General features: G+C 64.6%; 12 protein-coding genes. 9 read left to right on the top strand and 3 right to left on the bottom strand.

Annotated features, from left to right (window positions below):
* The first annotated feature begins 42 nt into the window (after positions 1 to 42).
* The 3 genes from ACK4FJ_RS14035 to ACK4FJ_RS14045 all read left to right on the top strand — a co-directional run bounded on the left by ACK4FJ_RS14035 (position 43) and on the right by ACK4FJ_RS14045 (position 3595).
* Positions 43 to 1599 carry a benzoate-CoA ligase family protein gene (locus ACK4FJ_RS14035; RefSeq protein ID WP_409767336.1) on the top strand — a complete coding sequence of 519 codons (1557 nt, stop codon included), beginning with the start codon at positions 43 to 45 and terminating at the stop codon, positions 1597 to 1599.
* A 10-nt stretch (positions 1600 to 1609) separates the two neighbouring features.
* Positions 1610 to 2389 carry an alpha/beta fold hydrolase gene (locus ACK4FJ_RS14040; protein ID WP_409767337.1) on the top strand — a complete coding sequence of 260 codons (780 nt, stop codon included), beginning with the start codon at positions 1610 to 1612 and terminating at the stop codon, positions 2387 to 2389.
* 144 nt (positions 2390 to 2533) lie between these two features.
* The gene (locus ACK4FJ_RS14045) at positions 2534 to 3595 is read left to right on the top strand and encodes a Fe(3+) ABC transporter substrate-binding protein (RefSeq protein ID WP_409767338.1); all 1062 of its coding nucleotides are present in this window, start codon (positions 2534 to 2536) and stop codon (positions 3593 to 3595) included.
* A 77-nt stretch (positions 3596 to 3672) separates the two neighbouring features.
* On the opposite strand, the gene ACK4FJ_RS14050 is transcribed toward ACK4FJ_RS14045, so the two are convergent.
* Both ACK4FJ_RS14050 and ACK4FJ_RS14055 read right to left on the bottom strand, forming a co-directional pair.
* On the bottom strand, positions 3673 to 5220 hold the full coding sequence (locus ACK4FJ_RS14050; RefSeq protein ID WP_409767339.1) for a tetratricopeptide repeat protein: 1548 nt from the start codon (positions 5218 to 5220) through the stop codon (positions 3673 to 3675).
* Positions 5221 to 5280: 60 nt separating this feature from the next.
* Positions 5281 to 6966: an ABC transporter permease gene (locus ACK4FJ_RS14055; protein WP_409767340.1), complete on the bottom strand. Its 1686-nt coding sequence runs from the start codon at positions 6964 to 6966 to the stop codon at positions 5281 to 5283.
* A gap of 168 nt (positions 6967 to 7134) precedes the next feature.
* On the opposite strand from ACK4FJ_RS14055, the gene ACK4FJ_RS14060 reads away from it, so the two are divergent.
* The 4 genes from ACK4FJ_RS14060 to ACK4FJ_RS14075 all read left to right on the top strand — a co-directional run bounded on the left by ACK4FJ_RS14060 (position 7135) and on the right by ACK4FJ_RS14075 (position 11434).
* Complete coding sequence (locus tag ACK4FJ_RS14060; RefSeq protein WP_409767341.1) at positions 7135 to 7401, top strand: hypothetical protein; 267 nt, start codon at positions 7135 to 7137, stop codon at positions 7399 to 7401.
* Between the two features lie 2 nt (positions 7402 to 7403).
* The gene (locus ACK4FJ_RS14065; protein ID WP_409767342.1) at positions 7404 to 9218 is read left to right on the top strand and encodes a tetratricopeptide repeat protein; all 1815 of its coding nucleotides are present in this window, start codon (positions 7404 to 7406) and stop codon (positions 9216 to 9218) included.
* Positions 9215 to 9904 carry an NnrU family protein gene (locus ACK4FJ_RS14070; RefSeq protein ID WP_409767343.1) on the top strand — a complete coding sequence of 230 codons (690 nt, stop codon included), beginning with the start codon at positions 9215 to 9217 and terminating at the stop codon, positions 9902 to 9904. The genes ACK4FJ_RS14065 and ACK4FJ_RS14070 overlap by 4 nt, the downstream gene beginning before the upstream one ends.
* A gap of 75 nt (positions 9905 to 9979) precedes the next feature.
* Positions 9980 to 11434 carry a PLP-dependent aminotransferase family protein gene (locus ACK4FJ_RS14075; RefSeq protein ID WP_409767344.1) on the top strand — a complete coding sequence of 485 codons (1455 nt, stop codon included), beginning with the start codon at positions 9980 to 9982 and terminating at the stop codon, positions 11432 to 11434.
* On the opposite strand, the gene ACK4FJ_RS14080 is transcribed toward ACK4FJ_RS14075, so the two are convergent.
* Complete coding sequence (locus ACK4FJ_RS14080) at positions 11407 to 12087, bottom strand: pyridoxamine 5'-phosphate oxidase family protein (RefSeq protein ID WP_409767345.1); 681 nt, start codon at positions 12085 to 12087, stop codon at positions 11407 to 11409. The two genes, ACK4FJ_RS14075 and ACK4FJ_RS14080, sit on opposite strands and share 28 nt — an antisense overlap.
* Before the next feature lie 171 nt (positions 12088 to 12258).
* Here ACK4FJ_RS14080 and ACK4FJ_RS14085 point away from each other — a divergent pair, with 171 nt between their 5' ends.
* Positions 12259 to 12912 (top strand): LysE family translocator, encoded by a 654-nt coding sequence (locus ACK4FJ_RS14085; RefSeq protein WP_409767346.1) that lies wholly within the window; start codon positions 12259 to 12261, stop codon positions 12910 to 12912.
* On the top strand, positions 12909 to 13865 hold the full coding sequence (locus ACK4FJ_RS14090; RefSeq protein ID WP_409767347.1) for a succinylglutamate desuccinylase/aspartoacylase family protein: 957 nt from the start codon (positions 12909 to 12911) through the stop codon (positions 13863 to 13865). Before ACK4FJ_RS14085 ends, ACK4FJ_RS14090 begins: the two co-directional genes overlap by 4 nt.
* Positions 13866 to 14053: the final 188 nt, after the last annotated feature.

Consider the following 14053-nt stretch of genomic DNA (forward strand, 5'->3'; position numbering starts at 1 on the left):
ACATAAGCGGGCGGCATAACAAAAAATCCCCGGGAGGAAACGATGCCGCGCTTCATCGAGCTGCCGCGGCGGTATAACGCCGCGAGCCATTTCGTCGACCGTCACATCGCCGAAGGCCGCGGGGCGAAGACCGCCTTCATCGACGACAAGGGCAGCTACAGCTACGCCGATCTGGCCGCACGGGTGAACCGTGCCGGCAATCTGCTGAAGGCCCAGGGCGTGCAGCCGGAACAGCGCGTGATGCTGGCGATGCTGGATGGCATCGATTTCCCAGCATTGTTTTTTGGCGCGATGAAGATCGGTGCCGTGCCGGTGCCGGTGAACACCCTGCTCACCACCCCCGATTACGATTTCCTGCTGCGCGACAGCCGCGCCGTGGTGCTGGCGGTTTCCGATGCGCTGCTGGAGAAATTCCGGCCCATCGTTTCCGGCCAGCCGCATCTGAAGCAGGTGCTGATCTCTGGCCAGGTGCCGCCGACGGTGACGCCGCTGCACAAACTGCTGGAGGCACAGTCCGACCAGCTTGAGGCGGCGGAAACCACGCCGGACGATATCGGCTTCTGGCTTTACTCCTCGGGCTCCACCGGAGCGCCCAAGGGTGCGATGCATCTGCATGGCGATCTGGTGCATACCGCGGTGCTCTATGGCGAGGAAGTGCTCGGCATCAAGGAAGACGATGTCGTTTTCTCGGCGGCCAAGCTCTTCTTCGCCTATGGCATGGGCAATGCCATGACCTTTCCGCTGCATGTCGGCGCTACCGCCGTGCTGATGGCGGAACGGCCGACACCGCAAGCCGTGATGAAGTGCCTGAAGGACCATCAGGCCAGCATCTTCTACGGCGTGCCGACGCTCTATGCCGGCATCCTTGCTGCCGAAGGCATCACGAAGGAAAGCGGTTCGGCGAAACTGCGCTGCTGCGTCTCGGCCGGCGAAGCGCTGCCCGAGGATATCGGCAAACGCTGGGAAAAGCTGTTCGGCGTGCAGATTCTGGATGGCATCGGCTCGACCGAGATGCTGCATATCTTCCTGTCCAACCGGCCGGGCGACGTGCGTTATGGCACCACCGGCACGGCGGTGCCGGGCTACGACCTGCGCATCGTGGATGAACATGGCAAGGACGTGGAGCAGGGTGGCATCGGCGAGTTGCTGGTCAGTGGCCCGTCCAGCGCCATCGCCTACTGGAACAACCGCACCAAGAGCCTGAACACCTTCCAGGGCCCGTGGACGCGCACCGGTGACAAATATATCCGCACCAACGACGGCTATTACATCTATGCCGGCCGCTCCGACGACATGCTGAAGGTCAGCGGAATCTGGGTCTCGCCGTTTGAGGTCGAATCCGCGCTGCTGGCGCATCCCAAGGTGCTGGAAGCTGCCGTGGTGGCCCATGCCGATACCGACGACCTGATCAAGCCCAAGGCCTATGTCGTGCTCAAGCCCGGCATTGGCGCCGAGGATGCCTTGGTCGATGAACTGAAGGCTTTCGTGAAGGATCGCCTGGCGCCGTACAAATACCCGCGCTGGGTCGAGATCGTCGACGAACTGCCCAAGACCGCCACCGGCAAGATCCAGCGCTTCAAGCTGCGCGATAAGGCGTGACGATCCGGGCATGACGGCAGACAGCTACGTCGAACTGGGCCGGGGCCGCATCGAATACCGCTGGATCGGTCCACGCCAGTCCGGCCTGCCGGTGCTGGTTTTCCTGCATGAAGGACTTGGCTGCGTCGCGCTGTGGAAGGATTTCCCGGACCGCATGGCAGAGGCTACAGGCCTGCCGGCTTTGGTCTACAGCCGCATCGGTTATGGCGGATCGAGTCCCTGTGCGCTGCCGCGTCCGCTGACCTACATGCATGAGGAAGGCGAGGCTGTGTTGCCGGAACTGCTGGCGGCTTTCGGAATCCAGCGCCATATCCTGATCGGCCATTCCGATGGCGCCTCGATCTCGCTGATCTATGCCGGCGCGGCAGATCGCCCGGGCCTGCAGGGCGTGGCGGTGATGGCGCCACACAGTTTCTGCGAAGAGGTATCGGTCGCTTCGATCCGTGCCGCCGACCAGGCCTTCGCCACCGGCGATCTGCGCGCCCGTTTGGCGAAATATCATGGCGACAACGTTGATTGCGCCTTCCATGGCTGGTGCGATGGCTGGCTGAATCCCGATTTCATGCGCTGGAACATCGAAGGCTATGTCGACCGCATCACGGTACCGGTCCTGGTGATCCAGGGCGAGGACGACGAATACGGCACCGCGGCGCAGGTCGACAGCATCGCCCGCCGCGTGGCGGGGGCGGAGACCCTGATGCTTCCGCGCTGTGGCCACTCGCCCCAGCGCGACCAGCCCGAAGCGACGCTGGCCGCCATCGCCGGGTTCGTCCGCAGGCTGACGGCTTGAATCGAACTTCAGGTCTGGCCCACATAAAAAGCGCCCACATAAAAGTGAAAGTCAGTCTCACTTGCTGCTGGGGGAGGGCAATGCTAGTTTCTGCGCTTGAAAGTAAGTCGCAGAAACAATAACCCCGCTTACAGGAGCAGAGGCATGCGTCTCGCCACCCTCAACCAGTCTTCGATCGCCCGCCGCGCCCTCATGCTGGGCCTGCTGGCCGGCGCCACCATTTTCGGCCTACCCGGTCTCGCCTCGGCGCAGGACAAGGTGATCAACCTCTATTCCTCGCGCCATTACGACACTGACGAGGCGCTGTATGCGAATTTCACCAAGGAAACCGGTATCAAGATCAACCGACTGGAAGCCAGCGAGGACCAGTTGCTGCAGCGCATGCGCGCCGAAGGCGACAAGAGTCCGGCCGATGTGCTGATCACTGTCGATGCCGGCCGCCTGTGGCGCGCCCAGGAAGCCGGCCTGCTGCAGCCGGTGAAATCGGCGGCTCTGGAAAAGGCCATCCCGGCTCATCTGCGCGAGTCCGATGGTCACTGGTTCGGCTTCTCCAAGCGCGCCCGCATCTTCGTGGTGAACAAGACCAAAGTGAAGGCCGGCGAAATCAGCCGTTATGAGGATCTGGCCGATGCGAAGTGGAAGGGCCGGGTGCTGATCCGCTCGTCGACCAATGTCTACAACCAGTCGCTGGTCGGTTCGATGATCGCCACGCTTGGACCTGAGGCGACCGAAACCTGGGCCAAGGCCGTTGTGGCCAACATGGCGCGTGCACCGAAGGGCGGCGATACCGACCAGATCAAGGCGGTGGCGGCCGGCGAGGGCGATGTGGCGGTCTCGAACACCTACTATTTCGCGCGACTGATGGGCTCTAAGAAGCCTGAGGACCAGGCGGTGATCGCCAACCTCGCGGTGATCTTCCCCAACCAGAATGACCGCGGCACCCATGTGAATATCAGCGGTGCCGGTGTGGCCAAGCATGCCCCCAACAAGGCCAATGCCATCAAGTTCCTCGAGTATCTGGCGTCCAAGCAGGCCCAGGAATATTTCGCCAAGGGCAATTATGAGTTCCCCGTGGTCGGCGGTGTGCCGCTGCATCCGGTGATCGCGGCCTGGTCCGAATTCAAGGAAGACACGCTGAACGCAGCCGTGTTCGGCAAGAACAACGAGGCGGCGCTGAAGCTGATGGACCGCGCCGGCTGGAAATAAGCCGCAAGGCCTGAAAAGACAAAAGGGCGGGGGAAACCCCGCCCTTTTTCGTTTTCATCGGCTGAGTAGGCGCGGCGTCAGTCGCGGCGCGCGATCACCATGAAGCAGGGAACGGGCTGGCCCATTTCTTCGCGGCCATGGGTCTGCTCCAGGCTCAGAATTGAAAAACCGGCCGTCTGCAATGCGCGCCGCACATAAGCTTCGTCATGCTGATAGCGGCCGGTGGGGCCGAGCTTGAAGCCTTCGGCCGGCGAGGGGCCCTGCATGGCTTCCACGGTGAATCCCAGCAGGCCGCCCGGCCTCGTCTTGGCCGTGATGGCCTTCAGGGTCGGATCGAGTTGGCCGAAATAGCAGAACACATCGGCGGCCACCGTCATGTCGTAGCGGTCGGCGGTATTGGCGAGGAAGCGGCCCAACTCCGCTTCGTGCAGGGAATCATACAGGCCGCGCGCCTTCGCCTTGGCCAGCATGCCGCCGCTGAGATCGACGCCGACCAGGGTTCTGGCCAGCGGCTTGAGCAGGGGCGCGCAGAGGCCGGTGCCGCAGCCGACATCCAGGATAGCCAGATCGCGGCGGCCATCGAGATGTTTTTCCATCGCGCCGCAGAGCAGTTCCGGCACGCGGTAGCCCAGGCCGGCCAACGTGGTTTCGAAGTCGCTGGCGAAGCGGTCGAAGGTTTCGCGTACATAGGTGTCATCGGCGCGGGCCGGCGCATTCTCGCCCAAGATCGCCGCCACCATATGCTGCGCGATCGGGTCGTCGCCGCAGGTTTCGCGCCATTGTCGGGCATAACGGTGTGCCTGTTCGGTTTTGCCGGTGCGGATCAGGCCATAGAGCATTTCACCCATATGGTATTGCAGCATGGTATCGCCGGGTGCGGCGGCGATGGCGCGGAAGGTGACTTCTGTGCCCTGCTCATATTCGCCGACCTTGTAGAGCGACAGCGACATGTTGCGCAGCGCATGGGGATGGTTCGGGACCAGCGTTACTGTTTTCAGGCAATTCTCGATGGCGCCGCGGAAGTCTTCCTTGGTGGCGAGAAGGCCGGCCAGATTGGCGAAAGCATCCGCATAGCCGGGTTCCAGGGCCACGGCGTTGCGGTATGCAGCTTCCGCATCATCAGTCTGCCCGGCATCGCGATAGGCATTGCCGAGGCTGAAATAGGCCTGGGCATAGGAGGGATAGAAACTGATTGCAGTCTTGTAGCTGGCGATGGCGGCCGGCAGATCGCCGCTTTTGCTCAGGGCGACGCCAAGGTTGAAATGCAGCAGAGGCTGTTGCGGTTCTATTTTCAGGCCGTTGCGATAGGTCTCCATCGCTTGCCCAAGGCGATTCATGCGCAGATAGGTATTGCCCAGATTGACATAGCCGTCGATAACGTTGGGCGCGAGCTGGATGGCGCGCTTGAACGCCTGGGCGGCCGGCTTGAGTTCGCTCAGCATGGTGTGCAGCTGCCCGAGGCTGAACCAGGCATCGGCGCGGCGCGGGCTTTTCTTCACCAGGTCTTCCAGCAGGGCGCGCGCCGCCTCGTGCTGTCCCTGCTGAACCAGGGCGCTGGCCGTGCCTAGCGGATCGCCGCCTATACCGGCCTGTTGCAGAAGCGCGTCGCTAACCGGATTCGCCATACCGCTCAATCCCACCTGATATTGCGGCCTTGTCGGTTCGGGAACCGGCAGGCCGTTTGGTCAATCTTCGCCGGGGCGCGAACGGGCCACGGCAGCATGGAGCCAGATTACGGGAATGAGGCTGACTGCGACAATGATCAGGGCCCCGGTGGAGGCCTCGCCCAGCCGCTCGTCGCTGGCCAATTGGTAGACCCGCACCGCCAGGGTGTCGAAATCGAAGGGCCGCACGATCAAGGTGGCGGGCAGTTCCTTCAGCACATCGACGAAGATCAGCATGGCCGCGGTCAAAAGGCTGCCGCGCAACATCGGTGCATGAACCCGCCGCACCACGCCCAACGGCGTTTCGCCCAGCACGCGGGCGGCCTGGTCCAGGCTGGGGCGGATGCGATGCAGTCCACCATCCACGGTGTTGAAGGCCACGGCCAGGAAACGCACCAGATAGGCATAGAACAGGGCGACCAGGCTGCCGCTCAGCAGCAGGCCGGGCCCGGCGCCGAAGGCGGCCTCGACCCAGCGGTTGATGGCGTGATCGAAAGTGGCCAGCGGCAGGATCACGCCAATGGCGATCACCGAGCCGGGCACGGCATAGCCCATGGTGGAAAGCTGGATCAGCCACCCCGTCATGCGTCGTGGCACCAGCCGGTTGGTATAGGCCAGCCCCAGGGCGACGGCGATCAGAAGCACGGCGGCAAGTCCTGCCAGGATGAAGCTGTTTGAGGTGAAATCGGCCAGGCGGGTGTAACCGATCTGGTCGCCCTCGCGGATCGCCAGATGCAGCAGCCACCCGCCCGGAATGCCGAAACCGAGCAGGATCGGCAGTAGGCAGGCCGTGATGGCAAGCACCGCTCGGCCGGGCGGCAGCGGCCGCAGTGGCAGCGGCCGGGTCCGCGCCGATGTATGGTGGAAGCGCTTGGCCTGCCGGCTGGTGCGTTCCAGCATCACGGCGGCCAGCACGAAGATCAGCAGCACACCGGACAACTGCGCTGCCGTGGTAACGTCCCCCATGCCAAACCATGTGCGGTAGATCGCGGTGGTGAAGGTGGGCACGCCGAGCCAGCTCACGGCGCCGAAATCGGCCAGCGTTTCCATCAGCACCAGCGCAGCGCCGCCGGCGATCATCGGCCGCGCCAGCGGCAGGGCGATGCGCCAGAAGCGGGCCCAGGGGCCCAGGCCCAGGGTGCGGCCGACTTCCAGAACACAGACCGACTGGTCGAGGAAAGCTGCCCGGGCCAGCATGAAGACATAGGGATAGAAGCTCACGATGAAGAGCGCAACGGCGCCCTGCAGCGACAGGAAATCGGGGAACCAGTAATCGCCGCGCTGCCAGTCGAACAGCGTGCGCAGGCCACTCTGCACCGGACCGGCGAATTGCAGCAGATCGCTGTAGACGAAAGCGCTGACATAGGCCGGCATGGCCAGCGGCAGGAACAGGGCCCAGGACAGCCAACGCCGGCCGGGAAACTCGGTCATGGTGACCAGCCAGGCACAGCCCGTGCCGATCACCACCGCGCCGATGCCGACCCCCAGCATCAGCACCACGGTGTTGGCCAGCATCTCGGGCATCACCGTGGTGAAGAGATGCTGCCACACATCGCCGGCTGGCTGGGCCAGATTGATCAGGATGGCGAGGATGGGGGCCGCAATCACCAGAGCCAGCAGGGTGGCGAAAGCAATCCACAGCCGGCCATGGCGCAATCCGGGTGGGGATGCGGCGATCATGGGCGAGGAAGCGGCGGTATCGGTCACGCGGGCAGGTCGAATGATGATAAAAAGAATGCCCTGCTTACGTCATTTGCAAGGCATTCGCAAATGTCCGACGGCCGCAGGCATCTTGCCGGGCGATCCGGAATGCATTGTGGAATTGCTCCTGGCGGGCAGCTTTCCTATTCTGGTGCAGCAGCGCAGGAGGATGGCATGGCAGACGGGGTGCGGGTTCTCCGCAATGGGCAGGTCAAACCGACCGATGCCCAGTTGCGGTATCTGCGTCGCGGCCTGCGGCAGGCTGGCGGCAAACTGCCCCTGTTCGACGAGCATGGCCAGCAGATCAGCACGCTCACTATCGTGTCCTGCGTCAAGGCCGGCTGGGCCGAGCCCTGGTTCGAAAACCCGATCAAGCCGGACTGGCTGGTCTGCAAGCTGACGCCGCAGGGCAGGGCGTTGTTCGGCATTCCCGGTCGTTGATCATGCAGTATTCCAGACGGGCGCGGGCCGTTGTCCTCGCGCTGCTTTTCGGCGGGCTTCCCGCTTTTGCGCCCGCCGCGGCAGAGGCCCGGCCGAGCGACCGGTTTTCCGCGCCGCATGTCGGGCCGGTCGCTCCCGTGGCGGCTTTCCCCGATCTGCTGCGCCAGGCCGAGGCGGGCGAGGCAGAAGCGCAATTCCAGGTCGGACTGGCCTATCAGCTTGGCCTGGGCGTCGCGCGGGACCTGGCGGCTGCCCGGCAATGGTTCGGGCGGGCCGCGGCGCAGCAGCATCCGCGCGCGCTGAACGGGCTTGGCTTCATGCAATTGGTCGGTCAGGGCGGTCCGCAGGATCTGCCCGGGGCTGAACAATCCTTACGGCAGGCCGGCGAGCGTGGCGAGGCGACGGCCTGGGCCAATCTGGCCGAACTGATCCTGGAATACCGCCCGGCCGAGAAGGTCCAGGCTGTGGCCGTGCTTGAGCGCGCCGTGGCTGCGGGTGCCCTGAATGCGCGCTATCGCCTGGGGCGGATGCTGTTTGAAGGGGGCGCTGTCGACGCCGATGAAACGCGTGGTCTGGCTCTGCTGAACGAAGCCGCGGCGCAGGGCAGTCCCTATGCCAGGAATTATCTGGCCGCCCTGGTCCTTGAGGAGGACCGACGTGCCGGGACGGCGGAACACGGACTGGACCTGGCAAGACAGGCGGCCGGAGCTGGATTGGCCGAGGGGGTCAACCAGCTTGGCCTCTATCACCTGCGCGGCTTGGCCACGCCACGCGATGCTGTACGGGCGGCGACCCTGTTCCGGCAGGCCGGCGAATTGGGCGACAGCACGGGCTGGCTCAATCTCGCCATGCTGCATGAGACCGGTCAACTAGGCGCACCGGATGAGGCCGAGGCCCGGCGGCTGGCAATCCGTGCCGCCGACGAAGGCAATCTGCGCGCCGCCGACATGGCCGGGCGGATGTTGTTCCGTGGTGAGGGCGGTGTGCCCGATCCCATCGCCGCGGGTCCCTATCTGCAAAGGGCGGCCGAAGCCGGCTTCGCCGACGCCCAGAATTTTCTGGCCATGACGCTGTTCAATGGCCTGACTGGCCCCGCCGATCAGGCCGCCGCCATGGGCTGGTGGGAAAAAGCCGTGGCGCAGGACCATCCCGCCGCCACCAATAACTTCGCTACCTATCTGGCCGTCGGCCAGGGCGGCCGGGCCGCCGATCCGGTCCGCGCCCGCGCCCTCGTTACGCGGCAGGCCGAGGCGGGGTATATGCCGGCGCAGTTCCGTCTGGCGCTCTGGCTGGAGCAGGGCTGGGGCGGCATCGCGAAGGACCTGCCGGCCGCAATCGGCTGGTTTCGTCGGGCGGCCGAAAACGGCCATGCCGCCGGAGCTTTCAAATATGCCAGCTATCTCGAAGCCGGCGAAGGAGTCGCTGCCGATGCCGCCGCCGCACGGCGTTGGTATGAAGTGGCCGCTAATCGGGGCAATGCCGACGCGCAGTTCCAGATGGCCCGCATCCTGTTCAATGGCGATGGGGTGAGGGCGGATCTGACCGCCGCCGACACCTGGCTCCAACGTGCTGCCCGGCAGGGTTATCCCCATGCCTTGCTGGTGCTGGGGGAGCAATATGCCCGCGGCGATGGGCGGGCGGTTGATCCGGCGATGGCCTGGGCCCACCTGCGTATGGCCGAACAGGCCGGCATGGCGGAGGCCACGGGTGGCCGGCGTTTCATCCAAGCCCGCCTGACCACCGCGGAGCAGGCCCGGGCGGCAGCCCTGTTTCAGCGACTGGCCGGTGGCATCCGGCCGGAAAGAGAGGATGAATGACCGAGCTTGTTCTGGCGGCCCTGGCCTGGGTCCTTCTGCATATGGTGGTGGCCGGTCCGCTGCGGCCGGCTCTTGTCGCGCGGCTTGGCCTGCCGGCCTATCGTGGGTTGTTTTCGGTTCTGAGTGTCATTGCGCTGGTCGCTCTGATCTGGACCTATGGAGCAGCCCCTTACGTTGAACTCTGGCCGACCACTTCGGCCGTATCGGTCGTACCCGTCGTGGTGATGCCGGTGGCCCTGCTGTTTCTGGTCGGCAGCCTTCGGCCGTCCAATCCGACCTCTGCCGGACCTGACATGCTGATGCGGGGCAAGGGGGAGGAACTGCCCATCCGGGGCTTCACCAAGATCACCCGCCATCCCATGCTCTGGGCTTTCGCCCTCTGGGCTGGTTCGCACATGATCGCCAATGGTGACCTGGCCACCTTGCTGCTGGCCGGCGCGGTGCTGCTCACCGCGGTGAACGGCATGTTTTCCATCGATCGCAAGAGAGCCGCCGTATTTGGCGATAGATGGCAAAGGTTTAAAGCCAAAACCTCAGTCTTTCCTTTCGCTGCCGCCTGGTCGGGCCGGGTCAGATTGGGGTTGGGCGACATTGGGTGGATGAATATTCTTGGTTCAGCAACGCTTTATGCAATCTTTTTATGGGCACATGCCACCCTGTTTGGTGTGCCGGCATACCATCCATGACTCTTATTATTTTTTCAATAAAATTAATATAAAACAGTATTTTATTTATTGTTATTAATTTGAAAGTTTAGATGAATGGCGCGTCGGGCGGCAGGGCGGTTTGTCGGTTGGTTCCGGCCAGACCGGGGCAGCGGCAGCGGAACCCTGCAAGACCAGCTTTACGCCGCCATCCGGCAGGCCGTGCTGCGGGGGGAGCTGGCTGCTGGCGAACGGCTGCCGTCCAGCCGGGCATTGGCCGCCGACCTCGGACTGGGGCGAAACACGGTGCTGGTTGCCATCGAACGCCTGGTGGCGGAAGGTTACCTGAGCAGCCGGCGCGGCGCCGGCCTGTTCGTCGCGGCCGACTTACCGGCCGAGGGTGTGCGGCCGCCTTCGACCGCAGCCGCGCCGGCCCTGTCCCGACGCTCCGCCGCGGCTCCCGGCCTGCACGCAGGGGGCGAGTCCGCTGTCCGGCGGCCTTTCGCCCTTGGCGCCGGCGCGATGGATGTTTTCCCCGTCGAGATATGGCGGCGTCTGGCGGTGCAGACCCTGCGCCGCCAGCCCGGCGATGTGCTGGGCTATGGCGATCCGCGAGGGCTGCCCGCCCTGCGCCGGGCGCTGACGACCTATTTGGCCGACAGCCGCGGCGTAGCCTGTTCGCCGGAAACCATCGTGATCGTTTCCGGTGCCCAGCAGGCGCTGGACCTGATCGCCCGGCTGCTGCTCGACCCGGGCGATGCGGTGGCGGTCGAGGATCCTGGCTATGTCGGTGCCCGGGACGCCCTGGCCAGTGCCGGTGCGCGGCTGGTGCCGGTGGCGGTGGATGACCAGGGTTTCGATCCGGCCGTTCTGGCCTCGCTCAGCCCGGTGCCCAAGCTGGCAATGCTGACGCCCTCGCACCAGTTTCCGCTTGGCATGACGCTGCCGGCTTCGCGCCGGCTGGCCCTGCTGGCCGAGGCGCGGGCACGCAGCATCTGGATCGTGGAAGACGATTACGACTGCGAATACCGCTATGGCGGTCCACCGCTCCAGGCCCTGCAGGGACTCGATGGCGGCGAACGGGTGCTTTACGTCGGCACCTTCAGCAAGGTGCTGTTCCCCGGCCTGCGGCTAGGCTACGTGGTGCTGCCGCCGGGACTGGTCGACGGTTTCCTGCGCCTGAAAACGGCGGCCGATGGTTTCGTGCCCGGCTGGCCCCAGGCGATCCTGGCCGAGTTCATCGCCGAGGGGCATCTGGTGCAGCATATCCGGCGCATGCGCGTGCTGTATCGCCGGCGCCGGGCGGCTTTGCTGGCTGCTCTCGAACGTCATGCCGGCAACCTTCTGCTGCCGCGCCTGTCGGAAGCCGGACTGCATGTGGCCGCCGAATTCCGCGACGGTCGCGACGACCGCGCGGCGGCAGAGGCAGCGCGAGCGGCGGGCCTGACCGTTGCGCCGCTGTCGCGCTATGCGATCACGCGGCGCCTCAGCGGTCTGCTGCTCGGCTTCGCGGCTTTTCCGGAAGCCGAGCTGGAATCCGCGATTCAGCGCCTTGTCAAAGCCTTGAGATAGCTGGGCAGGGGTGTGCCCGGGGCGAGCAGCGGGTCGGGCTCCGGCGCGGCGAAACCGGTGTTGAACGGCAGAACGCCGGCCCAGGCCGGGATGGCCATGTCTTCGGCATCGTCCTTCGGCGGGCCGCGGCGGATTTTGGCGCTGGCCTCGCTGAGCGCCAGACGCAGAACCATCGTGGCCTTGAATTCCTGCTTGTTCGGCCCGCGGATTTCGGCCCAGCGACCCGGCGCGAGCTTTTCGGTGAAGGCCTCGAGCGCCGCCATCTTGTGATCGTCGGGCACCGGCTCGAAGCGGCCGAACGCCACCACCGAGCGATAGTTCATCGAATGATGGAAAGCCGAACGGGCCAGCACCAGGCCATCCAGCAGCGTGACGGCGACGCAGGCCGGCTCACCTTGGGCCAGCGCCATGGCCATGCGGCTTTTCGTCGATCCGTGGATGTAGAGGTGATCGCCCTCGCGCCAGTAGGCGGTGGGAATCACGACAGGCTGGCCATCCTGGCTGAAGGCGACATGGCAGACATGCCCGGCATCCAGCACGGCATGCACGGTGTCGCGGTCGTAATGGCCGCGATCGGGCACGCGCTTGACCCGGCTGCGGGTGCTGGGGGCGGGGGATTTGGCGGAAACCGGCTTCGCGATCGGCTTGGACATCAGGGCATCTCCTTGGTGCCGCTGGGATTATCCGTTATCCGGCACTGTATTAAGCGCCAGTTATGGGAATTCTTATGGAGCCAGAAATGATCCGGCCTCGGTTTACCTGCCGTGTCCGCCATGCTACAGCCGAACCCCTTCCTTTTGGTCAGATTACGGAGCGCGGAGACGGTGTGGGACATCCTGCTGATGCTGGGCAAAGGCGCGCTGGCGGGATTCATCATTGCCGCTCCGGTCGGTCCGGTCGGCGTGTTGTGCGTGCAGCGCACCTTGCATCAGGGCAGGCTGGCCGGCCTGTCCGCTGGCCTGGGCGCCGCGCTGGCCGATGCGCTGTATGGCTGCATCGCCGCTTTCGGCCTCAGCCTGATCTCGCGTTGGCTGCAGGATCATGAAACCGCATTCCGGCTCGGCGGTGGTGCTTTCCTGATTTTCATGGCCTGGCGCATGCTGCGTGCGGCTCTGCATCCCTCGCCTGAGGTCGCCGCGGCGCCGCTGCATGGCCGCGACGGCCCCATCACCGGCCTGGTCTCCACCTTCATCCTGACGGCCACAAACCCGATTACCATCGTGGCCTTCCTCGGAATCTTTGCTTTCTTCGGGATCGGCTCACTCGGCCTGTCGCACGCCATGGCGGCGTGGCTGGTGCTGGGCGTGTTCGCCGGCTCTTCGATCTGGTGGCTGTCGCTGGCGGCTTTGGCTGGGGCGTTTCGCCAGCGGCTTGGCAATGGCGGGCTGCGCTGGATCAATGGCCTGTCGGGACTGTTGATCCTGGGCTTCGGCCTCTATGGGATCGGCAGCGTTGTGTGGTTGAAAGGATTGCAATGACGGATCAGCACGCGGCCCTGCCGCCCATCGAATTGCTGCCGAAAGACATCTCGGCTTATCGCGCGGGCAATCGCGGCGTCGATTACGTCCACACCTTCGATTCCGGCCGCCCGGGTCCGCATGTGATCGTGAATGCGTTGACCCATGGCAACGAGTTCTGCGGCATGGTTGCCGTGACGCATCTGCTGGATCAGGGTATCCGGCCGCTGCGCGGCAAACTCACCCTGGCTTTCGCCAATGTGGATGCCTATCACCGGTTCGATCCGGCAAAGCCGTTTGAGTCGCGTTACGTGGACCGCGATTTCAACCGGGTCTGGGATGTCGATACCCTGGAAGGCCCTGACGAGACGGTGGACGTGAAGCGGGCCCGCGCGCTGCGGCATATCTATGCCGAGGCCGATGCCCTGCTGGACATCCATTCGACCTCCTATGCCGTGCCGCCGATGCTGATCCACGAACGCATGGCCAAGATCGAGCCCCTGACGCGCCACCTGCACGCGCCGCTGCACCATGTGATGCTGCAGGGCGTGAAACACCCGGGGCGGCCACTGATCCAGTATGGCGCCTTCGGCGATCCGCAGGCGATGCCGGTTGGACTTGTGGTCGAATGCGGCCAGCATTTTGCGCGCACGAGCGGCGACATCGCTATTGGCGTCACTATGCGGTTCCTGGATTTCTACGGGATGATTCCGCCGTCTATTGCAGCGCAATATCCGGCCGAGGCGGGTGAGCCGAAACGCTACGAAATCATGGAAATCCTGCTCGCAAAAAGCGAGCGGTTCCGTTTCGCGGCGCCTTTCATCGGCTTCGAGGATCTGCCAGGTGGCACCCTGATCGCCACCGATGGCGAGGAGGAGATTCGTGCGCCGGCCCAGGGCTGCACGCTGATCATGCCGGCACGTCGCATCATCAAGGGCAGGGATGTGGTGTCGCTGGCCCAACGGCTAGCCTGAACCACTTACCACAAAGGTTTGCAGCCATGCCTTAAGGGCATGCAACAGGCCATTTTTTTCAGCATGATGTTTTTCCAGTCAGGTGTAGACGTATGCACGTCTGCGGCCCTATGATCCGGCCAATCTGCCGCCAGCTAGCGGTGGTTTACATGTCGGCCCGATGAACGGGCCACAGTTGGGAGAAGGAT

This window comes from Ferrovibrio sp., assembly GCF_046297595.1.
GTDB lineage: Bacteria > Pseudomonadota > Alphaproteobacteria > Ferrovibrionales > Ferrovibrionaceae > Ferrovibrio.